Origin of the sequence: Pseudomonas sp. UBA5666 (assembly GCF_002420785.1) — a bacterium.
GTDB classification, from domain to species: Bacteria; Pseudomonadota; Gammaproteobacteria; order Pseudomonadales; family Pseudomonadaceae; genus Aquipseudomonas; species Aquipseudomonas fulva.
Window position 1 is genome coordinate 16,799 of sequence record NZ_DIIQ01000037.1, and the last position, 21,520, is coordinate 38,318.

Sequence of the window (21,520 nt, forward strand, 5' to 3'; positions counted from 1 at the left end):
GGCCTTGATATCTGCCTGTCGGATACTGAGTAGCTAAATGCCATTTAGCACATCTGCCCTAATCGATCCTGCATCCCGCCCACGCTATATTTCGGTTCTTTCATCGCTAAGGAACCATCCCCATGACCCCCTTCAAGCTGATCGCCATTACCGGGGCTCTATTGGCCATGGCGGGCTGCCAAACGGTCAAGCCGTCTGATGACACCCTGAAGAAGCGTACCGAGTTCGTGCTCAACACCAAAGTGTCGAAAGTGGAAGATGTGCGCAGCGACAGCACCATCACCTACTACACCGCCACGACTGGCAAAGGGCGGTTCGAATGCCAGATGCCCAGTGATGCACTTGTCGCTGCGGCGGGCATGGGCATTTATCAACCCACCCCCAGCTGCGTGAAAGAAGGCCAGACCGGCCGCCTGTGACCAGGGCTGCGGCCGCTTTCAACAGGGAGGCAATGTGGGCTCACCACAGAGCGTGCGCAGCATGGCTCGCAATTCGGCAGGGCGCACAGGCTTGGACAGCACTGCGATATCGCGACCCTGTACCGCGTCCTGTATTCGGTCCGGATCATGCCCCGTCATGATCAAGGCTGGTACAGCCCAGCCCCGCTCGCTGCGCAGCCGCTCGATGCAATCGACTCCGGTGGCGTCCTGGCCAAGGTCATAGTCGGCAACGATGACGTCACAGTCCTCATTCGAAGCGGCAGCAGAACTGTGCCCATCCACTTCGCACCCCCAGCGCTGCAACAGGGCCGACGTTGCCCTGAGCACGTTATGGTCGTCTTCTATCAGGCAGACTCGCAGGCCGCTGAGCAAACCTGCAGCGGCAAGCTCGTGCTCAGGCGCTGGCAGTGTAGGTTGAGGCGTTATCTGCGCGAACCCCTTCAGGCTCACGGTAGTGCCGTGGCCGGGTCGAGATTGCAGGTGCACCTGCACGTCCATCAGCCGTGCAAGCCGACGAACGATCGACAGGCCCAATCCGACGCCCTCGACGTCCTTGTCGCGCACTTGCCTGACCCGGTAGAACTCCTCGAACACCAGCGTCTGGTGTGCAGGTTCGATGCCTCGCCCCTGATCACAGACCATGATGGCAAGACATCCCTGGCAGCGTCGGACACCCATCAACAGTGGCCGTCCCGGTGCGTACTTGAGGCTGTTGGAAAGGACGTTCTGGACCATAGTCGTCAATATGCCGCGGTCTGCACGCGTCCAGTAGGCACAAGGCCGCACCCGTATCTCCACCCCCGCCCAGCGAGCAGCCTCGGCGTGCTCACGCGCAAGGGTCTCGAGAAAATCGCCCAGGGCAAAGGGCTCATGGCGCGGCTGCACACGCCCGTTGTCCAAGGTGTACAGGTCCAGAATCGAACGAAACAGCTGGGACACATTCAGCAGCGATCGATCAATGCTGTCCACCAGCCTGCGTTCCTCCTCGCCCAGCCGCGCCTCGCGCAGGCAAGCGGTGAACAGACTGATGGAGTGAATGGGTTGGCGCAGGTCGTGACTCGCCTGGGCCAGAAAGCGGGACTTCTCGAGATTGGCTGCAGCGGCCTGCTCCGAAGCTCGGCGCGTGCGTTCGAGCAGCAAGTGCGCATAGACGGGGATCACGGTGCTGGTGGTCAGCAACATCAGCACCAGAAAAGGGTTGGCCTGCCAGTAAGGCGTCAGTTGGTACACCGCAACCAAGGCGATCAGCGCCAGTCCGGTCGCGATGGCCAGGTACCGGGAGCCGAAACGCATGCCGTTGCCCAGGTTGACCCACACCATCACGGCATACAGGGGCAGCGCCGCCTCACCGCCGACTACCAGGCCGAAGCAGGTGCCTGTGTAGTCGTGCACCATGCCCAGCACCCGGCGCCACGGATAGTGCCCCGGCCAGCGTGCGATGGCCTGGCGCAGAAGCACCGATACCAGGAGAAAGACGACAATGTAGACGACCACCGGCACGTAGAGCGCAGCAGAACGGTCCAGCAGAAAGACCAGCATCGCCACATAGGCGAAGGCGCAACTGCCAACGACCAGACGCAAGTTCGCTTGATCGAGCTCGTTGTTTTTATCCAGGGCCATGGCCGGAATCCTTTTCATCAGGCGGCTTTGCTCCCGTGACGGGGCGGCACGCACTTGCCAGGGCTGCTACGTTAACATGGCCCGATCGACCTGCGGCCAAAGGGAGTTGCCAAGCGTGACCAGTCGAATAATCGTGGCGGACGACCATCCGCTTTTCAGGGAAGCCATGGTGCGTACCGTCTACCGTGTGCTACCAAGCGCCCATGTAGCTGAGGCCGGCAGCCTGGATGAGGTACTGCAGCTTGCCAGCGTCGGCGAGGCCCTCGACACCTTGATCCTTGACCTGCGTTTTCCGGGCCTGGATTCCGTCAGCCGCCTCGCCCAGCTCAAACGCCAACTGCCGCGCACGACCTTGATCGTCGTCTCGATGGTGGATGATCCGGTCATCATCGACCAAGTCATGGCTTGCGGCGTTGATGGTTTCATCGGCAAAAGCCTGAGCGCCGAGCAAATGGGCGCTGCGATCCTTGCCGTTCGAGCCGGAGAAGTATTGGTGCGCTTCGCGCCCTCAGGGCTGCTGCCGGTCGCCAATGCCGACTCGGGTACCGAGCACCTGACTCAACGCCAACAAGACGTACTGCGCTTGATCGCTCAGGGCAAGACCAACAAGGAGATAGCCAAGGCGTTGGATATCTCGCCCTTCACGGTGCGCATCCACGTTTCGTCACTGCTCAAGGCACTTAATGTCAGCTCGCGTACCGCTGCTGCCGTCAAGTACTCGGCCGGGTAGCACCGTTGGTCAGACCTGCGCCTGCCTAGACGGACTTCTACGCGTGCGGTGGTGCTCTGAACAAGTGAGAGGCCTGGCAATGGCTGTGCCCCTCACTCCTGTGTTGGCCCGCCGTCAGGGCGGGCCTTTTTTTAGAACCAGCGGAGGCGCGCGCAATGATGCAGAAACTGATGATGGGGGGCGGCAATGTCCAGGACGACTGGCCCGAGCTTGAGCAAGAGCAGCGCAATGATAAAGTCGATGACCCGGACACTGATCCCGGTCTGACCGATGAAGACCAGGATCGGCCAGGCGTGCCTGCCAGCGATCCCGAGGCGGGTGCGTGATCGGTTGATGATGCAGGCTGCGCAATCAGGCGGTGGTGGCAGGGTCTTCCAGGGACTGTCCAGGCTTGCTGCCTGATAGGCGCCAGGTCACGTCCGTGACGCCGTAGCGTTCGGCCATGGGCCGGCTGACCTTGCGGATTTTCTCGCGCCCGAATTTCGGAATGATGCCAATGCCTGCATCGCAGCTCGCCCAGTGCCAGGCTTCGGCGTTATCCAGGCGTTCAAGACGAATGATGAAGGTGCGGGGCTCGCCATGGAGCCGATAATCGATGATGTACAACTGGGGACTAGGCATCGCTGCACCCTCCTCTTTTGCGTGGATGACCCTGCGATGGAGTGCAGCTCGGCGATAAAGATTCAATCGAATATGCGTCATTGCTCCCAAGGGGTGCCTGGCACAGCCTTTGGCAGGCACCCAGGATGAGTTCAGCCACGCGCTTCGTTCGTTGCACTACGCCCGCCGCCGTGGCTGTTCTGACCACCCTTACGGCCAGCCTGCGAAGCGCGCTCACGGTCATTGGCGAAGTTTCCACCTGAAACCTGACCCCCTTTCTGCCCAGCACGGGAGGCCTTTTCGCGGTCATTGGCGAAATTGCCCGGGTTGGTTTCCTTGGTGCCGCCACGTTGACCGGTCGATTTTTGATCACGAGCCATATCGTTTCTCCTTGCGGTTCTGGAAATGCGCATGGCACGAAGCCGCGCCCTTCATCAGAACCCGTGCGATGACAGGCTACTCAGTCCCAAGGCATGGATTGCAGATCGGTGGCGCGAATGGATTCTCTGGCCGAACACTTGCGGGCCAGCCATTAGCGCCTCGTAAAGGCGCTCGCGAATATCCTCGCGCGTTGCCTATAATGTCGCTCCTCCTGCCCCGCGACATGTCGATGGGCTGTCCGTCAGGTCTGTACAGGGCACCGCCATGAAGTCGACCGTTAACCAGCCCGCCGCGCCCCATCCTTCGAACCTGAGTCCTAGTCATCTCAATTTCCCGGTGGTGGGTATTGGTGCCTCTGCAGGGGGGATCGAAGCCATCTGTACCCTGTTCAGGCAGATGCCTGCCGACTCTGGCATGGCATTCGTCATCGTGCTGCACTTGTCTCCAGACCATCAGAGTGTCGCTGATCGAATCATTCAGGAGACCACCGGCATGCCGGTGAGCCAGGTAACGGCGCCGGTACCGATTGAACGCAACCATGTATACGTGATCTCCCCTGCCAATCGGCTGTCGACCAATGACGGCTATCTGCGTGTGGCACCCGCCAACAGGCGACGCGGTGACCATGTGGCGATCGACCTGTTTTTCCGTGACTTGGCCGACGTACACAAGGACCATGCCTTTTGCGTGGTACTGTCCGGCACCGGCGCAGACGGCGCCGTAGGGTTGGCGCGCGTCAAGGAGCAAGGCGGCGTCACTTTGGTGCAAAGCCCGGATGATGCCCAGTATGACAGCATGCCCAGGGCGGCCATCGAAACCGGGCTGGTCGACGTTGTGCTCCCGGCGGCAGAGCTTGCCCAAAAGCTGATGGAGCTGTGGCATAACGCACGGCAGGTCAACCTCCCACGCATCGAGGATGACAGCCTGCCGCCTGCGCTGGGTACCCGGGCGGGCGACCCGGAGTCATGCGAACCTTTGCTGGAAGAGATCCTGCTGCAACTGCGTAGTGCTACCGGGCATGACTTCCAGCACTACAAGCGCGCCACCGTGCTACGACGGATTGAGCGGCGCCTGCATGTCACGGGGCAGGCCGACCTGCGGGCTTACCTGCACTACCTCGAAAACCACAAGGAGGAATCCGCCGACTTACTGGCGGACATGCTCATAGGCGTCACCAATTTTTTCCGCGACCGTGAAGCGTTCGAAGCCTTGGAACGAATTGTCATGCCCCAACTGGTGGGCGAGCCGGACTCGGCTGACAACCCGGCAGAGATTCGCATCTGGTCCGCCGGCTGCTCGACAGGAGAGGAGTCCTACAGCCTGGCCATGCTGACATGCGAGCAGTTGGCCGTGGACCAACGTGCCAATAACGTACAGGTGTTCGCCACCGATCTTGACGAGCGCGCCATTGGCCATGCCCGCACGGGTTTGTATCCAGAGTCCATCATCACCGACGTGCCGCCATCGCGGCTGCGCCAGTTCTTCGTCAAGGAAGACCAGCATTATCGAGTACGCAAGGAAATACGCGAGAAAGTGCTTTTCGCGCGGCATAACCTGCTGTCCGATCCGCCCTTCTCGCAATTGGGCTTGATCGTCTGTCGCAATCTGCTGATTTACCTGGACCGCGAAATCCAGCGTGACATCCTGCGCATGTTCCATTTCGCCCTGCGCCCGGGTGGGTACCTGTTCCTGGGCTCGTCCGAATCGGCAGAGCTGGCTGGCGAGCTGTTTGCAGTGGTGGACAAGCGTAATCGCATCTACCGGGCGCGCGAGGTCGCCGGTGCCGGCACGCGTCCGGGGCGTCAGCTGCAAGGGGGTGATCTAGGCGCTCTGAAGCAGCCGGCCACCGCCAAAAGCAGAGCCCAGCGCAAGCCCTCCTATGCAGAGGTGCACCACCGCGCACTGGCGCGCCGAACCCCGCCGAGCCTGATCATCGACGGTGAGGGTACCATCCTTCATCTGAGTGAAGGGGTCGGGCGCTTCATGCAACTGGGCAGCGGTGAATTGAGCCGTAACTTGCTCAACCTGGTACTGCCCAGCCTGCGACTGGCGCTTCGCAGCACCCTGTTCCAGGCGCGCCAGGGCACCCATGCGGTCACCTCTCGCCCTGTGGACCTGGGCGAGGATGACCAGCGCTGCCAGGTAGAGATTACGGTGCAACCGCATAAGGATGAGCAGACAGCCGGCGAATACCTGCTGGTAGTGTTCGAAGAGCGCGCGCCCGATCCGTCATTGCCCTTGGTCGGTGCCATTCGCCAGACCGACAGCATGGTGCTGAACAACCTGGAGCGAGAGTTGCAGCGCACGCGCTTGCAATTGCAGGAGACCATCGAGCAGTCGGAGATCTCCAGTGAAGAGCTCACCGCCTCCAATGAAGAGATGCAGACCATCAACGAAGAGCTTCGCTCGGCCAGCGAAGAACTTGAAACCAGCAAGGAAGAGCTGCAGTCGATCAACGAAGAACTGTTGACCGTCAACTACGAGCTCAAGAACAAGGTCGAGGAGACCGACAAGGTCAATGACTACCTGCGCAACTTGATTGCCAGCACTGACATCGCCGCCGTGTTCGTCGACCGCAACCTGCACATTCGCTGGTTCACCCCGCGTGCGACCGACCTGTTCAACATGCTGCCGGTGGACACAGGCCGCTCTCTGCTCGACATCACTCATCGCTTGGATTACCCCGCTCTGGCAGATGATGCGCGTGCCGTGGTCAATGGCGAGCACATCATCGAGCGCGAAATCGGAGGCCAGGCCTACCACTGGTACCTGGCCAGGTTGCTGCCCTATCGCTCAAGCGAACAGAAGATCGACGGGGCCGTGCTTACCTTTATCGACATCAGCAAGAGCCGCGCGGCCGAGGAGCGTCTGCGACTTGGCGAGGAACGCATGCGAGTAGTCGCTGAAAGTACCCACGAATTCGCCATCATCCTGTTGGATGAGCAGGGCTTGATCACTGATTGGAACACAGGCGCCACATTGATCTTCGGCCATGAAAAGGCCGATGTGGTGGGCCGGCATTACCAGCTCATCTTCACCGAGGAAGATCGCCAGCACGGCATTCCCGAGCAGGAGTTGCAAAGGGCGCGCACCAACGGCCGTAGCCAGGATGAGCGCTGGCACATGCGCAATGACGATAGCCGCTTCTATGCCAGCGGTGAGATCTCGCGCTTGAAAGGCAATTCATTGCGTGGTTTCGTGAAGATCGCTCGTGACTTGACCGGGCACAAGCGCCTGCACGATGAACAGAGCAAGCAATTGGCCGAGTCGCAAAGCAGCAGCCACATGAAGGATGAGTTTTTTGCCATCATGTCCCACGAGCTCAAACACCCGCTCAACCTGATACAGCTCAACGCCGAGATCCTGCGTCGTCTGCCTTCGATCGCCCACATCGCCGCTGCGAGCAAGGCGGTAGCCACCATCCGCGAGGCTGTCGCCAGCCAGGCGCGCATCATCGACGATCTCCTGGACGTGGCCCGTATCCGAACCGGCAAGCTCAAGCTCAAGACCGAAGCAGTAGACGTGGCTGCCATCGTCGAGGGTATCCATGGGGTTGTCGTCAGCGAGCAGCCTGACTCGGCAGTGGTGCTGGAGCTGCCTGCTGACCGTCTACCGCTGTTCATCGACGGGGATAGCACACGCTTGGAGCAAGTGATCTGGAACCTGCTCAACAACGCCCTGAAGTTCAGCCCGCCCGGTAGCGCCATTCGGTTGTCGCTCAGCCACGATGACACGCAGGTGTCGCTCAGCGTGATAGACCAGGGCATCGGCCTCACGGCAGACAGCCTGGAGCACATTTTCGATCTGTTCAGCCAGGCAGCGTCGCCGCTCGGGCACGCGGCTCGAGAGGGTCTGGGAATAGGGTTGTCGCTGGTCCGTCAGTTAGTGGAGGCCCATGGCGGAAGCGTAAGCGCGTACTCCGCAGGCCTCGGTCAAGGCTGTACGTTCACCGTCACTCTGCCCTTGTCCCAGAGTGGTAGAGGTGAGCAGCTTGCCTGCCAGCAACCTGAGCGCATGGGTCGCCTTGATGGCTTGCACGTGCTGCTGGTGGACGACTCGCCCGAAGTGCTCGACGTCATGCAACAGCTCCTGGAAATGGAATGTGCGCAGGTAAGCGCATTCGCTGACCCGCGCCAGGCGCTCGAGGTCGCCAGGGACACGAAGTACGACGTCATTCTGTCGGACATCGGCATGCCAGTCATGGACGGCCATGCACTGATAAAGGCCCTGCGAAACATGAAGCACCTGCAGCACACGCCGGCCATCGCCCTGACTGGCTATGGGGCGAGCGCCGATCAGCACCGGTCGAAGCAATCAGGCTTTGATCGCCACCTGAACAAGCCCGTCGGCTATGACGAATTGGTAGAGGCCATCGAAAGCCTGCACGGTTCGGTTCTCTACTGACCGTTCGTCGGTGAATTGTTACAGTTTTATGACTTTTTTACGGTTCTCGGCGACTAATTCCTCATAGGAATGTGATTCGCCGGAGTACCCATGAAATCTGCCAAGCCCCGCGCAACCATTATCTGTCGGCATGGCAAACACGCTCATAAATGGCTATGGGTTCGCAAGCAAAACGCCCCTTGGACGCTGCCAGGTGGCAAAGTTGAGCCTGGTGAGACGCCGCTTGAGGCGGCCCAGCGTGAATTGCTGGAGGAGACAGGTCTGCAGGCCCACAATTTCACGCTGCTGATGCGCCACGAGACGCCCCAGCGCATGCACTATGTCTTCGAGGCCGAGTTTGATGAAGCGCCCCAGCCTTGCGCCTTGCATGAGATCGCTGACTTTCAGTTCGCGCATTTCGAACACGTCAGCACGCTCAAGCAAGACATCAGGAAGTTGATTCGCTCGTTGCTCGAGTGTGACGCGGCTACTGCGGCGTCTGTTCGCTGACGCCCTCCTCGACTGGCTGCTATCTGGAGTACAGGCGTGCCGCTTTAGGCGTGCACGCTCCATTGACAGTCGCCCGCCTCAATCGGCAAATCGTCGATCGCATGAATCATCCCGCTGTCCAGAGCCTCTTGTGGGCCAAGGATCCGTGGGGCCGCCATCAGGTAGCGGGGCACGTCAAGCGCCTGCGCCGCGCCTTCCGTGCGCTGAGCCACAATCTGGGCGTACAGGCGCAAGTCATAATCCAAGCTCATTGCATATTCGGCCATCCGAGAGTGGTCGATGGAACCGTGCAGCGTCCAGTGGAAGGGATGGAACAGGAACTTGCTGTAGGTGCACGCGGTGCGGCGCTCGCCGGCCAGAAACAGGATGTTGCCCATCGACTCGACCGTGCCAAGGTTATGCGTGTGCACAGTGACAGGCAAAGTCCGCAGGTAGTTGTACAAGGTAAACCCGTAGCTGCACTCGCCGCCCATGGTGGCGACATTCAGCTGCACCACCTCGGCCCCCTGGTTCACAGCCTTGGTACAGGTGTTGATCAGGTTGCCGCAGGTAGAAGAATTGATAGGGCCGGTGAAATGGATGATGTGTCTGGCCATGCGCACCTCCAAGAAGTGTCGATACAGAGCGTCGGTCACCACCCTGCCTGTCTAAAAATGGAATCGAGCTCATCTGCAAAGTTCAATTCCACCCCCCGGCCACCGCCATTGATCAACTGCGCCTGAACCCTCCTGCCGCTGCGCTGGTCGCAATGGTGAATGGAATGGAGATGCGATAGGAGGCAGCGTGAGCGAGGTACGCATTGGCATTTCAGGATGGCGATACGGCCCTTGGCGCAGGGATTTCTATCCCAAGGGTCTGCGCCAGGATGACGAACTGGCCTTCGCATCGAGGGCGGTCACGACCATCGAGATCAATGGCTCGTTCTACAGCCTGCAAACGCCCGAACGCTATCAAGCCTGGCATGACGCCACACCCGATGACTTCGTCTTCGCCGTCAAGGCACCGCGATACATCACCCACATCCGCAGACTCAAGGACATCGATACGCCATTGGCCAATTTCTTCGCTTCCGGGCCGCTTCTTCTGGGCAACAAGCTCGGCCCTTTCTTATGGCAGTTCCCTGCCAACATGCGCTTCGACGCTGAGCGATTCGGTGCATTTCTGCAGCTGCTACCGCGTGACCGAGCCGCTGCCAAACGTAGCGCCAATGGCTGCGAGCAACGCCTGCAAGGTAACGGCGGTACGCAGATAAGCGGGAATGCACCCCTACGCCATGCGGTGGAAATACGCCACGAAAGCTTCCTGTGCGATCGCTTCGTGGAACTGCTGCGCCAGCACAACGTTGCCTTGGTGGTGGCCGACAGCGCGGGTAAGTGGCCTTACGTCGAAGACGTCACCGCAGACTTCATGTATATGCGCCTGCATGGCGATGTCGAACTCTATAGCAGCGGGTATACCGTCAGCGCGCTTCGCCGCTGGAAGAAACGTATCGAACAGTGGACTGAGGGAAGCCAGCCCGACGACGCACATCTGATCGTACAAGGGCCGCCACCCCGGTGCCCAACGCGTGACGTGTACTGCTATTTCGATAACGATCAGAAAGTCCATGCCCCTTACGACGCGCGCCGACTGCTGGAAAAGATGCACTTGGACCACGAATTGATGACCGAGCCGGGCGCCGAGCCGGAGGTTAAGCTGTGAACCCTACACTCCCCGCGCCAAACTGCATCATCGACAAAATCACCGCCGTGCACCGCCTGAACGTGCTGACGCTCAACGTGCACAAAGGCTTCACCTTCTTCAACCGCCGCTTCATCCTGCCGGAGCTGCGCGATGCGGTACGGGCCACAGGCGCCGACCTGGTGTTTCTCCAGGAAGTGCATGGCAGCCACCAGCAGCATGCGATCAGCCATCCCGCCTGGCCGGAGGCGCCCCAGTACGAGTTTCTGGCAGACAGCATGTGGCCGCAATTCGCCTATGGGCGCAACGCCGTCTACCCCCATGGCGATCACGGCAACGCCTTGCTCTCCAAATTCCCAATCGTACGTTCAGAGAACCTCGACGTATCGGTCGAGGGAAACGAACAGCGAGGTCTGCTGCACTGTCAACTGGAGGTGCCGGGCCATGACGAGGTGCATGCAATCTGTGTACACCTGGGGCTACGGGAGGCACACCGCCAGAAACAGGTGAGTTTGCTGTTCGAGTTGCTCGACCGCCTGCCTGCCAAGGCGCCCGTGATCATCGCCGGGGATTTCAATGACTGGCGCTTGAAGGCAGATGCCGTGTTGTCAGAGCGCCTGATTGAGGCATTCGGGGAGCGTTTCGGCTCTCCGGCCCGCAGTTTTCCCGCGCGCCTGCCGCTGCTTCGGCTCGACCGGATCTACGTGCGCAATGCCATGCCCCATGCTGCAAAGGTTTTATCCAACTATCCGTGGTCGCACCTGTCCGACCACGCCCCCTTGGCTGCGGAGATCAACGTGTGAAAAGACCTTGGGTCGATGGCAACAGCGTCGAGCTGTTGATCAATGGTGAGGCGTTCTACCCGCGAGTCTTCGAGGCCATGGGCCAGGCGCGCGATGAAATTCTCCTTGAGACATTCATCATCTACGAGGACAAGGTTGGCCATCAGTTGCAGCGTGCCCTGATCGAGGCAGCGCAACGTGGGGTTCGTGTCGAAGTGGTTGCCGATGGGTATGGCACCGCTGACCTGTCAGCTGAATTCATCGGAGCGATGACCGAAGCGGGGGTGAGGTTTCACTTGTTCGATCCCCAGCCTCGTCTGGCTGGCCTGCGCACCAACCTGTTCCGCCGCCTGCATCGCAAAATCGTCGTGATCGACGGGGAGCGTGCGTTCATTGGCGGCATCAACTATAGCGCCGATCATCTCGGCGACTATGGGCCGATGGCCAAGCAGGACTACGCCGTGGAGGTCACCGGTCCAGTGGTCGCCCAGGTGCATGCCGTGAGCCGTCGACTGATGTCGCCGGTGCTGGAGCCCCCAAGCGAGGTGCGCCCGGTTACCGACCCCACTGGCGACATCACCGCCGTGATGGTAGAGCGGGACAACGGCCAACGCAGCACCGCGATCGAAGCGTATTACCTCGAAGCCCTGCGTGGCGCTCGTAAGCGCATAGTGGTAGCCAATGCCTATTTTTTCCCAGGCTATCGCCTATTGCGCGAACTGCGTAACGCCGCGCGTCGAGGGGTTGAAGTGACCCTCATCATGCAAGGTGAGCCGGACATGTGGTGGGTGCGTACGCTGGCTCGCCTGCTCTACAACTACCTGCTTCGCGATGGGGTGCGGATCCATGAGTATTGCCGACGCCCCCTGCACGGCAAAGTCGCGCTGGTGGACGACGAATGGTCCACGGTCGGCTCGAGCAACCTCGACCCGCTGAGCCTGTCGTTCAACCTTGAAGCCAACCTGTTCATCCGCAGCCGCGCCTTCAACCAACAGCTCCACGACCATTTGCAGTCGCTGGCCAGCGAACAGTGCAAGACGGTCACCCTTGAGCGAATGATCCGCGGCTACTGGTGGCGGGCGCCGCTGATCTTCTTGAGCTTCCATGTCATACGTCACTTCCCGCGCATTGCCGGCTGGCTACCTGCGCATCGCAAGCGCCTAAAGACGCCAGGGCAAGCGGTGGAGACCCAAGGCAACCTGCACGAGGGCAACACCTGATGGAACGAAAACGTTGGCAAGTGTGGGCCAAGCGTCTGTTCACGGTCCTGTTCCTGATCCTGATCCCGGCGTTGTTGTTCACGCTGGCGCGCAACCTGGACTGGAACGAGGTACGTGAATCGCTGTTGGCCTACAAGCCCGGCACATTGGCTGTCGGGTTGGTCATGGCACTGATGAGCTTCCTGATCTTCGCCAGCTATGACCTGTTGGCTCGTGCCTATACCGGTCACAAGTTGCCGGTGCGTCAAGTGCTGCCGATCGCTTTCGTGTGCTACGCCTTCAACCTCAATTTCACCACCTGGGTAGGCGGGGTCGCGTTGCGCTATCGGTTATATGGCAGGCTCGGGCTCGATACCCCCACCATCACACGCATCCTGACCTTGGGGCTATTGACCAATTGGATGGGCTACATGCTGCTGGCAGGCGGCGTGTTTGCAATGCGCCTGGTTGAGTTGCCGGCAAACTGGGCCGTCGGCACCACCGGGCTGCAGCTGATTGGCTTTGCGTTGCTGGCCATCTCGATCGGCTACCTGCTAGCCTGCGGTTTTGCCAAAAAACGCACTTGGCGCTGGCGCGAACATGAACTGACGTTACCCTCGCTGCGCCTTGCGCTATGCCAGGTGGCCTTGGGTGCCAGCAACTGGGCAATGATGGCGCTGCTGATCTTCTGGCTGCTGCCAGATCAGGCATTCTATCCCTCCATTCTGGGGGTGCTGTTGATCAGCTGCGTGGCCGGTGTAGTGGCCCACATACCGGCAGGGCTCGGGGTGCTGGAGACGGTATTCCTAGGCTTGCTCCAAGGACAGATTCCACAAGGCAGCCTGGTTGCAGCCCTATTGGCCTATCGAACCTTGTACTACCTGATACCGCTGGTGTTGGCGGTCATCACCTACCTCGTGCTGGAGAAGCGCGCCAAGGCCATGCGCCGGCAAGACTCGGCAGCACCAACGTGATTGACAGGTAAGTAGAGCAGGGATAGCGCAGATCCCGACTTAGCTCAGCTCCTTGGAGCGGTCTTGCCGGGGCGCCGGCGAGGCCGCGCCCACACACGGAAATTCGCTAGCTATCACAAACAATGCAAAGCAGGTTGAACAGGCCGGGTCTGCCCGAGCAGACCCGGCTCAATATCCCTCACGGCGAAATAGGATCGCTGGCAGGGAAAGTCTCATCCAGTGCATTGTCCACACTGGTTTCCTTCTTTTGCTCGACCTTGCCACAGGTACAGTCTGGCATGCGGCATGGCTCGCCGTTGCGGTGTCCGGTTGCACACGCCTCGCAACAGTAGGCCTTGCCATTCTGCGGCAAGGTGCTCACCGTGCAGGAACACTCGGTACAAGCGCAGCGTAATTCGCTCATGATCAGCTCCTTTCGTCTTCTTCAATTGCATCATCAGTCCACGGTTTCCCGTCAAGCGGGTTGGTGCGGGCCAGTTCTGCTTCGTCAAGGCCACGGCCGCCGCCGATTTCCATCGCGTCTACTTCGGTCAGGGCCTGATCGGCAGGGCCGCCATATCCAGGCTCATGAGGATCTCGGGCGCCGGTCTCATCCAGCAGCGTGTCCGGGCTCAGGTCGTCATCGGTGACGCCGTCCTCATGCAGGCTGTCGGTCAGTGCCTCGCCGCCGGTCAAGCCGCTCTGGCGCACCCGTTCTTCCGGAAACTCCTGCTCCACTTCACTTTCTGGCCGCTCATCACCTACCCGTCCCTGACGGTCATCAAGGCGATCACTGAAGTTCAGCTCATGCACGCTGCCCATTCGATCCTCGATGTCATCGATCTCGGTCGGGGTATAGGCTTTGGGTTCATCGGGTCTGGACATTACGCCTCTCCATCAGTTGGCTTACCCAAAGTCGACTGCTCTGCACCCAGGAAGATTCAGAGTTTTACGCGGCTACCGGTGGTTTTTTGAACTCCAGCGCTGTTCGCCACCTCCCAAGATCAAGACAGCGCAGGTTCCGGAGTTCCCATGGCCAAGCCCCTCGAGGAATACGCGCGCAAGCGCGATTTCAACGCCACGCCTGAGCCGAGCGGCAAATCCGGCCGCACCAAAGCGGCCCACGCATTACAGTTCTGCATTCAGAAGCATGACGCCAGCCATCTTCACTATGATTTCCGGCTGGAACTCGACGGCACGCTTAAAAGTTGGGCGATTCCAAAAGGCCCTTCCTTGGATCCGAAAGTCAAACGCCTGGCCGTGCATGTCGAAGACCATCCGCTCGATTACGCCACGTTCGAAGGCCATATTCCGCAAGGTCACTACGGTGGCGGCGATGTCATCGTCTGGGACCGTGGCGTCTGGGAGCCGGACGGTGATCCGCGTGAGGGGTACGAGAAAGGAAAGCTACGCTTTCGTCTGCAAGGCGAGAAGCTCGCTGGCATGTGGAACCTGTTCCGAACACGGCTGGCAGGCAAGAAAGAGCAGTGGATGCTGGTCAAGTCAAACGACAGCCAGGCCCGCAGTGAGGCGCAGTACAGTATCGTCGAGGAACAGCCCGACAGCGTGCTGAGCGACCGGACATTGACCCCCAAGCCTTCTGCGAAGACGGCCAAACAGGCTAAAAGTAAGCCTGCCCCGGCCAAGCAGGCCGCCAAGTCCAAGTCCAAGTCCAAGTCCGGTAAACTACCAGACCACCTACAGCCGCAGTTAGCCACGTTGGTCGATTCACCGCCTTCCGGGGAGTGGCGGTATGAGGTGAAGTACGACGGATATCGCATCCTTGCGCGCATTGAGGGCGATGATGTACGGCTCTACACCCGCAATGGTCATGACTGGAGCGCCAAAATGCCCGGCCAGGTCGCTGCGCTACGCGCATTAGGCGTGGACTCTGCGTGGCTCGATGGCGAGATGGTCGTCAATGACGATCAAGGGGTTGCAGATTTTCAGGCCCTGCAGAATGCATTCGATACCGCTCATGATGAACAAATTACCTATTACGTCTTCGACCTGCTGTTCCTGGGCGGCCAGGATCTACGCGCCCTTCCCTTGCAGCAGCGACGCGACGCGTTGAAGCGTTTGCTCGAGCACAACACTGCGGACAACCTCAACTACTCCGCAGACTTCGACAAGCCGGTCGAAGCGTTGCTTGAAAGCGCCTGTACGCTGGGCCTTGAAGGCCTGATAGGTAAGCGCGCCGACAGCAGCTACACAGGCAAGCGCAGCGCCGACTGGATCAAACTCAAGTGCAAGCGGCGGCAAGAGTTCGTGGTAGTGGGCTATACCGACCCCAAGGGGAGCCGCAATGGGTTCGGCGCCTTGCTGTTGGCTCTGCACGAGGGCGACGGGGGCACGCTGCGTTACGCCGGCAAGGTCGGCACCGGCTTCAGTACCACCACTCTGGATACGCTGCACGCACGACTCGAACCCCTGCAGACCGCCAGCCCCCCTGTGGCCAACCCCCCCACTGGAGCCGAGGCCCGCGGTGTACATTGGCTCAACCCCACCTTGCTGGCCGAGATCGCTTTTGCCCAGATGACGCGTGACGGTGTAGTACGCCACGCGGTATTTCACGGCCTGCGCGACGACAAGCCGGCCACTGCTATCGACCTGGAGCGCGCCATGCCGAGCAAGACCGTCCATAAGCGCAAGGCGGCCAAGGACACCGAGACGCTGGGCGACCTGCGCCTGACCCACCCTGATCGCGTGATCGATCCCACCTCAGGCATGACCAAGCGCGACGTCGTCGAATACTACGCCCAGGTCAGCCAATGGATCTTGCCGCACCTCAAGCACCGGCCGGTTGCGCTCGTACGCGCGCCAGACGGCCTCGCCGGGGAACTGTTTTTCCAGAAGAACGCTGGTCAGCTGCACATTCCAAACGTGCGTACATACGACAAAGAGCAGGCCGGCCAAGCCGCCATGGTGATCAACCGCCCCGACACCTTGCTGGGCGCTGTGCAGATGAACATGCTCGAACTGCACACCTGGAACGCCACGGACACGCACTTCGACCGGCCAGATCGTTTCGTGCTCGACCTGGATCCTGACCCGGCCCTGCCCTGGAAAGCGATGCTGGAGGCCACGCAGCTGACCTTGACCCTGCTGGACGAACTGGGTCTGAAGGTGTTCATCAAGACCAGCGGGGGCAAAGGTATCCACCTCGTTGTCCCGCTGACGAGAAAAGCGAGCTGGGACGACGTCAAGGATTTCAGTCACGCCATCGTCACCTACCTGGCAAATCTGTTCCCTGATCGGCTCACCGCGGTGTCCGGCCCCAAGAACCGTGTGGGCCGTATCTTCATCGACTACCTGCGCAATGGCAAAGGCGCCACCACGGTGTGCGCCTATTCGCTGCGTGCTCGCGAGGGCTTGCCGGTTTCAGTGCCCGTCTGGCGTGAAGAGCTGGCGCAGCTCAAGGGGGCCAACCAGTGGACCATCGCCACCGTTGGCGAGCGACTGGCCGATGCCCAGGACCCTTGGGCCGACATGAGCAAGACCCGTCAATCCATCACGGCGCGGATGCGCAAACAACTTGGCCTCACGTGATGGCCGACGTCTACCGCTACAGGGAGTTTCGCGCATGAGCATGCCTCAGGACCACGACCTCACCCCGTTGGACCGCTTGTTGCGCACTTACGAGGAGCGGCTGCAGCCCCTCAATGTCGATACCCAGTCACTCGAATTGATGAAAACCTTGCGGTCCCAGTGCCTGGACGTCCTACCGCGCCCGGGTCACGGCAGGACGCTGGAGCGCTGGCAGACGTTGTCGCGCGTGGCCGGCTGTGACCTGGCTTTGGCCAAGCTCTATGAGGGCCACACTGACGCTTTGGCGATTCTGGCCGAATGTGGCGCTGGCCATCTTGTAGGCGATGGGATCTGGGGTGTGTGGGCCGCAGAGCCGCCGGATGCTCGCGCCGTCGTTGCATCCAGAGACGGAGATTGCGTTCGCCTTGCCGGGAAGAAGGCGTGGTGTTCGGGCGCCTTGCAAATCGACCAGGCCTTGATCACCGCCTGGGACGAGTCGGGTCAACCGCAGCTGGTTGCCATCCGCTTGGCCGACCCAACCCTGGGTCTGAATATCGAGCACTGGCAGGCCGTAGGCATGGCAAGCACCGCCAGCGTCGAGGTCGAATTCAACGACACGCCGGGTGTGCTGGTCGGTACGGCGGGCGAGTATTTATCAAGGCCTGGCTTCTGGCACGGCGGCGCGGGCATTGCCGCCTGTTGGTATGGGGCGGCCGAAGCGCTGGCCGACTACCTGCGCGAGCATTGCCGCAAGCCCAAACCGGACCCCCACGCCGATGCGCACCTGGGCGCCGTGGATGCCGCCCTGTGCGGCGCTCGGGCGGCATTACGTGAATGTGCCGCCTGGATCGATCGCAATCCACGCGCCGATGCCAGTCTCATCGTGCAGCGCGTGCGCGCCCACGTCGAACACGCCGTGGAGCACGTCATGCGACATGTAGGCCGCGCGTTGGGCGCAACACCGTTTTGCCGTAATGCACACTTTGCGCGGTTGAGCGCTGACCTGCCAGTGTTCATTCGTCAGAGTCACGCCGAACGAGACCTTGCAGCACTCGGCGCGCAGATCGCACAGCTTTCTTCCGGAGCATGGCAGCTATGAGTGAAGACCTGATCCAGTCCAATGACGGCACGCCCTGGTCAGCGTGGCAGCACTCGGCCCACCTGGCCCGGGCCACCTGGGTCTCTGCCCAGCAGCTCTGCCCACCGGGTCGACGCCTGGTACTGATCGCCCCACATCCAGATGACGAGATTCTCATGGCCGGTGGTCTGCTGGCCGATTTTGCAGGGCGCGAAGAGGACCTGGTGCTGATCTCGGCGACCGACGGCGAAGGCAGCCATCCTGGCTCGACTCGCTGGACAGAGCATCGCCTGCGTCGCGACCGGCCGCAAGAAAGCCGCAAGGCCATCGAGCAGCTCGGGCTGGACCCCAAGCGCATCGATTGGCGCCGCCTGCACCTGAAGGACAGTCAACTGGCCAGGGAGGAAGCCTTTCTGGTTAGCCACCTGACTCAGCTGCTGCGCCCGGAAGATGTGCTGATGACAACCTGGCGCGGTGACGGCCACTGCGATCACGAGGCGGTAGGCCGGGCCGGCGCGCAGGCAGCGTTGGCGCGTAAGGCCCAGTTGGTGGAAGTCCCCGTATGGGCATGGCACTGGGGCCAACCCGAGGATCCACGTCTGCCCTGGGAACGTGCGCACCGCTTGCAACTCAATGAGGATCAGGTGGGGCGCAAGCGCAAAGCCATCGCTGCACACGTCAGCCAGTTCGAACCTGACGGTTGTACACCGCCAGTGCTACGCCCCAACTTGCTGGACTGCGTGCTACAGCCCTTCGAACTGGTCTTCTTGTAAAAGGATCTGCCATGAGTATCGATGCCCAATATTTTGCCGACCTGTATGCCGCCAATGAAGACCCTTGGGCTTTTCGTACCCGCTGGTATGAAAAACGCAAGCGCGACCTGGTCATGGCCAGCCTCCCCCGGCAGTGCTACGAGCGTGTGTTCGAGCCGGCCTGCGCCAATGGCGAACTCAGTGTGCTGCTCGCCGAGCGCTGTGCCGAGCTGGTGTGCCAGGACCTCGACCCGAAAGCCGTGGGCCTGGCCACCGATCGCCTGGCCGATATCCGCCACGCACGGGTAGAACGCGCTCGCCTGCCTGCCGACTGGCCGGGCGGGCGTTTCGATCTGATCGTGCTCAGCGAAGTGGGGTATTACCTTGATCCCACCGACTGGTTGCAGGTGATCGAGCAGTCTGTTGCCAGCCTGTCCTATGATGGAGGCCTGTTGGCGTGCCACTGGAAGCATCCCATCGCCGGGTGTCCGCAGGACGGGCGCGAGGTGCATCGGATGCTGTCCAAACACCTGCCGCTATACCCGGTGTTCTGCCACGACGAGGCCGACTTCATCATGGCCTACTGGTCTAACCAACCTAGCGTGGTAGACCTTGACGAGACGTGCGTATGATCGGCGTCGTCATTCCGGCCCACAACGAGGCCCGGCGTCTGGGACGATGCCTGAAGGCCGCCTCGACTGCTGCCCAATACGCTGCGGCGGCAGGTCATCACGTCGCCATTCTGGTGGTTCTGGATCGCTGTACCGACGGCACCGCCGCCGTCGCACAGCGCCACGGAGCACACACCTTCGCGATTGAAGCTGGCAACGTCGGTATGGCCCGGCGCGCGGGTGCCGAATGGATGCTCGCGCGCGGTGCGACCTGGCTCGCCTGCACGGACGCAGACAGCCAGGTCCCTGCCCACTGGCTGACGGCACAGCTCGAATGCGGCGCTGAAGTAGTGTGCGGTACGGTCCATGTGAGCCACTGGCAGCCTTGGCAAACCGCTGCGTTGCGCAAACTCTATCTGAGCCGCTACGAGGCACGTGATGGTCATCGTCATATCCATGGTGCCAATCTCGGCGTGAGCGCACAGGCCTATCAGAGCGTCGACGGGTTCCAGCCTCTGGCGGCCCACGAGGATGTGCGTCTGGTCCGGGACCTGGAAGCGCTGGGGGTACCGATCAGTTGGTCAGCCGGGCACAGTGTGGCTACCAGCAGCCGACGCGAGTGTCGCGCACGCGAAGGGTTTGGCGATTACTTGGCCGGCCTGCAGGAGCACCTGCAGGCCAAGCACTTGTGACTGCCGTCAGGAAGCCTTGCGCGTGCGTTTGGCGGGCTTCTTCGCGGCAGCAGGTTTCTTTTTGGAAGGCGCAGGGCCTTTGCCGCCGAGGCTGCGTTTGAGCAGCTCGGTGAGGTCGATGATATCTGCGCCCTTCTCGCCGCCGGTGTCCTCGCCTTTTTCCACCGTCTCGATCTTGCCCTTGCTGGCCTTTTCGGCAACCAGTTCCATGATCGTGTCTCGAAACGCGTCATGATACTCGTCCGGTGACCAGGTGCCGGCCATGTCTTCAACCAGACGCTTGGCCATATCCAGCTCTCGTTTGTCCACTTTGGCCTTGGTCACTGTAGTGTCCAGTTCGAGCGTGTCGAGCCCACGCACCTCATCTGGCCAGCGCAACGTGATCATCACCAGGGCCTCGTCCAGGGGCCGGATGAGTGCAAGGTGCTGGCGGGTGTGGAGTACGACTGTCGCCAAGGCCACTTTGCCGGTGGTAGCCAGCGTTTCGCGCAAGAGCGCGTAGACCTTGCCCCCACGCCGGTCAGGGCTCAGATAGTAAGGGGTATCGAAGTGCTGAAGGGGAATGTCCCCCGCATCCACGAACGAAAAGATGTCGATCGTCTGGGTGGCTTCCGGGCGCGCCTTGCGGATCTCCTGTTCACTGATCACCACATAGCGGCCCTTCTCGTACTCCACGCCCTTGACGATGTTTTCCTTGTCAATGTCCTTCCCAGTGACCTTGTTGATGCGCTTGTAGCCCACCGGGTCCATGCTGCGCTTGTCCAGCCAGTCGAAATCAACGCGTTCACTGCTGACGGCGGAATTGAGCGCAACGGGTATGTGTACCAAACCGAAACTGATGGCGCCTTTCCAGATTGCCCTGGCCATTGACATGCTCCCTGAGTGATCTGCTGATACCTCAAGTGACTGCGCTACTTGGGCAAAGGTTTAACCGCAGCGCTGGGTGGCTAACACAGCCATTGGACAGAAACTCAGCCAGGATTGAAGAGCACCCGCTTGAAGGCTTCGGCCGCCAAGTGCACCTGCACGGACCAGTCGCTGGCCGCATCACTCCCGGCATCGTCCGAGATGTATTTCAGACACACGAACGGGATGTTCTCGGAGCGTGCGATGAGCGCCAGCGCGTAGGCCTCCATGTCGACCACGTCATAAGGTGCATCACCGTGGCTGATCTCGAAATTGTCCCCGGTGCCACAGGTCTCCACGGGTAAACCTGAAATGGCCAGCCCATGCTCGAGCACGACAGGGATGTCGGACAGCGGTGTTTCGTAGCGCGCAAACCCGAGGGGCGTGACGTCCATGTCACGCTGGACGAACCGTGTGCAGCACACCAGGCTGCCCTTGCCATGCAGCCGACTGCCTGCCGAACCGAGATTGACGATGAGCCTGGGCCTGCGCGTGGTAACGGCGCGGGTGAGTGCAATCGCCGCGTTGACCTTGCCAATGCCGGTGAAGACCGTATTCATATGCCCGAACAAACCACCCGCCTCTGCCTCCAAGGCGAAGACGAACAGCGTGTCTTCAAGGGCTACACGTGGGAACAGCGGGGTCAGCATCATGGTTACGGTCCTTGGCACAACG

At 60.9% G+C, this 21,520-nt stretch carries 21 protein-coding genes and 1 pseudogene; 14 read left to right on the forward strand and 8 right to left on the reverse strand.

The genetic code is table 11. The annotated features are described in order from the left end of the window. The first annotated feature begins 122 nt into the window (after positions 1–122). Positions 123–419: a hypothetical protein gene (locus B2Y33_RS15935; protein WP_206406024.1), complete on the forward strand. Its 297-nt coding sequence runs from the start codon at positions 123–125 to the stop codon at positions 417–419. A gap of 18 nt (positions 420–437) precedes the next feature. On the opposite strand, the gene B2Y33_RS15940 is transcribed toward B2Y33_RS15935, so the two are convergent. Next, entirely contained in the window at positions 438–2,060 is a 1,623-nt protein-coding gene (locus tag B2Y33_RS15940; RefSeq protein ID WP_206406023.1) for an ATP-binding response regulator, read from the reverse strand. Between the two features lie 115 nt (positions 2,061–2,175). Between B2Y33_RS15940 and B2Y33_RS15945 the strand changes: the two genes are divergently transcribed. Together B2Y33_RS15945 and B2Y33_RS15950 are read left to right on the forward strand one after the other, a co-directional pair. Then, positions 2,176–2,790, forward strand: a complete 615-nt coding sequence (locus tag B2Y33_RS15945) for a LuxR C-terminal-related transcriptional regulator (protein WP_027915583.1) — start codon at positions 2,176–2,178, stop codon at positions 2,788–2,790. 155 nt (positions 2,791–2,945) lie between these two features. Beyond that, positions 2,946–3,116, forward strand: a complete 171-nt coding sequence (locus B2Y33_RS15950; protein ID WP_154665202.1) for a hypothetical protein — start codon at positions 2,946–2,948, stop codon at positions 3,114–3,116. Between the two features lie 25 nt (positions 3,117–3,141). Here the strand turns inward: B2Y33_RS15950 and B2Y33_RS15955 are convergent, their stop codons facing one another. After that, positions 3,142–3,411: a DUF6555 family protein gene (locus B2Y33_RS15955; protein ID WP_027915584.1), complete on the reverse strand. Its 270-nt coding sequence runs from the start codon at positions 3,409–3,411 to the stop codon at positions 3,142–3,144. Positions 3,412–3,542: 131 nt separating this feature from the next. After that, a pseudogene (locus B2Y33_RS15960) lies at positions 3,543–3,716 on the reverse strand (general stress protein); the annotation flags it as partial. Positions 3,717–4,035: 319 nt separating this feature from the next. Between B2Y33_RS15960 and B2Y33_RS15965 the strand changes: the two are divergent. Both B2Y33_RS15965 and B2Y33_RS15970 read left to right on the forward strand, forming a co-directional pair. After that, a complete protein-coding gene (locus B2Y33_RS15965; protein ID WP_059184001.1) occupies positions 4,036–8,175 on the forward strand; it encodes a CheR family methyltransferase in 4,140 nt (1,379 codons plus the stop codon). 90 nt (positions 8,176–8,265) lie between these two features. Continuing rightward, complete coding sequence (locus B2Y33_RS15970; protein ID WP_027915587.1) at positions 8,266–8,664, forward strand: NUDIX hydrolase; 399 nt, start codon at positions 8,266–8,268, stop codon at positions 8,662–8,664. A 44-nt stretch (positions 8,665–8,708) separates the two neighbouring features. Here B2Y33_RS15970 and B2Y33_RS15975 read toward each other — a convergent pair whose 3' ends face one another. Beyond that, the gene (locus tag B2Y33_RS15975; protein ID WP_027915588.1) at positions 8,709–9,260 is read right to left on the reverse strand and encodes an ATP-dependent Clp protease proteolytic subunit; all 552 of its coding nucleotides are present in this window, start codon (positions 9,258–9,260) and stop codon (positions 8,709–8,711) included. Between the two features lie 187 nt (positions 9,261–9,447). Between B2Y33_RS15975 and B2Y33_RS15980 the strand changes: the two genes are divergently transcribed. Genes B2Y33_RS15980 through B2Y33_RS15995 form a run of 4 tightly spaced genes read left to right on the forward strand, consistent with a single transcriptional unit; the run spans position 9,448 to position 13,299 of the window. After that, on the forward strand, positions 9,448–10,365 hold the full coding sequence (locus B2Y33_RS15980; protein WP_027915589.1) for a DUF72 domain-containing protein: 918 nt from the start codon (positions 9,448–9,450) through the stop codon (positions 10,363–10,365). Next, complete coding sequence (locus tag B2Y33_RS15985) at positions 10,362–11,147, forward strand: endonuclease/exonuclease/phosphatase family protein (protein WP_027915590.1); 786 nt, start codon at positions 10,362–10,364, stop codon at positions 11,145–11,147. Before B2Y33_RS15980 ends, B2Y33_RS15985 begins: the two co-directional genes overlap by 4 nt. Then, positions 11,144–12,346, forward strand: coding sequence for a cardiolipin synthase ClsB (gene clsB, locus B2Y33_RS15990; protein ID WP_027915591.1), 1,203 nt, complete (start codon positions 11,144–11,146; stop codon positions 12,344–12,346). Before B2Y33_RS15985 ends, clsB begins: the two co-directional genes overlap by 4 nt. Then, complete coding sequence (locus B2Y33_RS15995) at positions 12,346–13,299, forward strand: lysylphosphatidylglycerol synthase domain-containing protein (protein WP_028687531.1); 954 nt, start codon at positions 12,346–12,348, stop codon at positions 13,297–13,299. The genes clsB and B2Y33_RS15995 overlap by 1 nt, the downstream gene beginning before the upstream one ends. 178 nt (positions 13,300–13,477) lie before the next feature. Here B2Y33_RS15995 and B2Y33_RS16000 read toward each other — a convergent pair whose 3' ends face one another. Continuing rightward, positions 13,478–13,702 (reverse strand): metallothionein, encoded by a 225-nt coding sequence (locus tag B2Y33_RS16000; protein ID WP_027915593.1) that lies wholly within the window; start codon positions 13,700–13,702, stop codon positions 13,478–13,480. 2 nt (positions 13,703–13,704) lie between these two features. Continuing rightward, the gene (locus tag B2Y33_RS16005) at positions 13,705–14,163 is read right to left on the reverse strand and encodes a hypothetical protein (RefSeq protein ID WP_027915594.1); all 459 of its coding nucleotides are present in this window, start codon (positions 14,161–14,163) and stop codon (positions 13,705–13,707) included. A gap of 147 nt (positions 14,164–14,310) precedes the next feature. Between B2Y33_RS16005 and ligD the strand changes: the two genes are divergently transcribed. The 5 genes from ligD to B2Y33_RS16030 are packed head-to-tail and all read left to right on the forward strand — an operon-like array spanning position 14,311 to position 19,939. Next, positions 14,311–16,827, forward strand: a complete 2,517-nt coding sequence (ligD, locus tag B2Y33_RS16010; RefSeq protein ID WP_288633127.1) for a DNA ligase D — start codon at positions 14,311–14,313, stop codon at positions 16,825–16,827. 34 nt (positions 16,828–16,861) lie between these two features. Next, a complete protein-coding gene (locus B2Y33_RS16015; RefSeq protein WP_027915596.1) occupies positions 16,862–17,905 on the forward strand; it encodes an acyl-CoA dehydrogenase family protein in 1,044 nt (347 codons plus the stop codon). Then, positions 17,902–18,657: a PIG-L deacetylase family protein gene (locus B2Y33_RS16020; protein WP_027915597.1), complete on the forward strand. Its 756-nt coding sequence runs from the start codon at positions 17,902–17,904 to the stop codon at positions 18,655–18,657. The genes B2Y33_RS16015 and B2Y33_RS16020 overlap by 4 nt, the downstream gene beginning before the upstream one ends. A gap of 11 nt (positions 18,658–18,668) precedes the next feature. Continuing rightward, on the forward strand, positions 18,669–19,268 hold the full coding sequence (locus tag B2Y33_RS16025; protein ID WP_027915598.1) for a class I SAM-dependent methyltransferase: 600 nt from the start codon (positions 18,669–18,671) through the stop codon (positions 19,266–19,268). Beyond that, positions 19,265–19,939 (forward strand): glycosyltransferase, encoded by a 675-nt coding sequence (locus B2Y33_RS16030; RefSeq protein ID WP_049695957.1) that lies wholly within the window; start codon positions 19,265–19,267, stop codon positions 19,937–19,939. Before B2Y33_RS16025 ends, B2Y33_RS16030 begins: the two co-directional genes overlap by 4 nt. Before the next feature lie 6 nt (positions 19,940–19,945). On the opposite strand, the gene B2Y33_RS16035 is transcribed toward B2Y33_RS16030, so the two are convergent. Together B2Y33_RS16035 and B2Y33_RS16040 are read right to left on the reverse strand one after the other, a co-directional pair. Next, positions 19,946–20,806, reverse strand: a complete 861-nt coding sequence (locus tag B2Y33_RS16035) for a Ku protein (protein ID WP_059184006.1) — start codon at positions 20,804–20,806, stop codon at positions 19,946–19,948. Between the two features lie 104 nt (positions 20,807–20,910). After that, a complete protein-coding gene (locus B2Y33_RS16040; RefSeq protein WP_027915601.1) occupies positions 20,911–21,498 on the reverse strand; it encodes a nucleosidase in 588 nt (195 codons plus the stop codon). Positions 21,499–21,520 lie beyond the last annotated feature (22 nt).

Bases quoted from the DNA above. Each gene is read 5' to 3' on its own strand.
- B2Y33_RS16000 (WP_027915593.1), bottom strand. From the start codon at position 13,702: ATGAGCGAATTACGCTGCGCTTGTACCGAGTGTTCCTGCACGGTGAGC.
- B2Y33_RS16020 (WP_027915597.1), top strand. From the start codon at position 17,902: ATGAGTGAAGACCTGATCCAGTCCAATGACGGCACGCCCTGGTCAGCG.
- B2Y33_RS15995 (WP_028687531.1), top strand. From the start codon at position 12,346: ATGGAACGAAAACGTTGGCAAGTGTGGGCCAAGCGTCTGTTCACGGTC.
- B2Y33_RS15935 (WP_206406024.1), top strand. From the start codon at position 123: ATGACCCCCTTCAAGCTGATCGCCATTACCGGGGCTCTATTGGCCATG.
- B2Y33_RS15955 (WP_027915584.1), bottom strand. From the start codon at position 3,411: ATGCCTAGTCCCCAGTTGTACATCATCGATTATCGGCTCCATGGCGAG.
- ligD (WP_288633127.1), top strand. From the start codon at position 14,311: ATGGCCAAGCCCCTCGAGGAATACGCGCGCAAGCGCGATTTCAACGCC.
- B2Y33_RS15975 (WP_027915588.1), bottom strand. From the start codon at position 9,260: ATGGCCAGACACATCATCCATTTCACCGGCCCTATCAATTCTTCTACC.
- B2Y33_RS15940 (WP_206406023.1), bottom strand. From the start codon at position 2,060: ATGGCCCTGGATAAAAACAACGAGCTCGATCAAGCGAACTTGCGTCTG.
- B2Y33_RS16015 (WP_027915596.1), top strand. From the start codon at position 16,862: ATGAGCATGCCTCAGGACCACGACCTCACCCCGTTGGACCGCTTGTTG.
- B2Y33_RS16035 (WP_059184006.1), bottom strand. From the start codon at position 20,806: ATGGCCAGGGCAATCTGGAAAGGCGCCATCAGTTTCGGTTTGGTACAC.
- B2Y33_RS16025 (WP_027915598.1), top strand. From the start codon at position 18,669: ATGAGTATCGATGCCCAATATTTTGCCGACCTGTATGCCGCCAATGAA.
- B2Y33_RS16005 (WP_027915594.1), bottom strand. From the start codon at position 14,163: ATGTCCAGACCCGATGAACCCAAAGCCTATACCCCGACCGAGATCGAT.
- B2Y33_RS16040 (WP_027915601.1), bottom strand. From the start codon at position 21,498: ATGATGCTGACCCCGCTGTTCCCACGTGTAGCCCTTGAAGACACGCTG.
- B2Y33_RS15970 (WP_027915587.1), top strand. From the start codon at position 8,266: ATGAAATCTGCCAAGCCCCGCGCAACCATTATCTGTCGGCATGGCAAA.
- B2Y33_RS16030 (WP_049695957.1), top strand. From the start codon at position 19,265: ATGATCGGCGTCGTCATTCCGGCCCACAACGAGGCCCGGCGTCTGGGA.
- B2Y33_RS15965 (WP_059184001.1), top strand. From the start codon at position 4,036: ATGAAGTCGACCGTTAACCAGCCCGCCGCGCCCCATCCTTCGAACCTG.
- B2Y33_RS15950 (WP_154665202.1), top strand. From the start codon at position 2,946: ATGATGCAGAAACTGATGATGGGGGGCGGCAATGTCCAGGACGACTGG.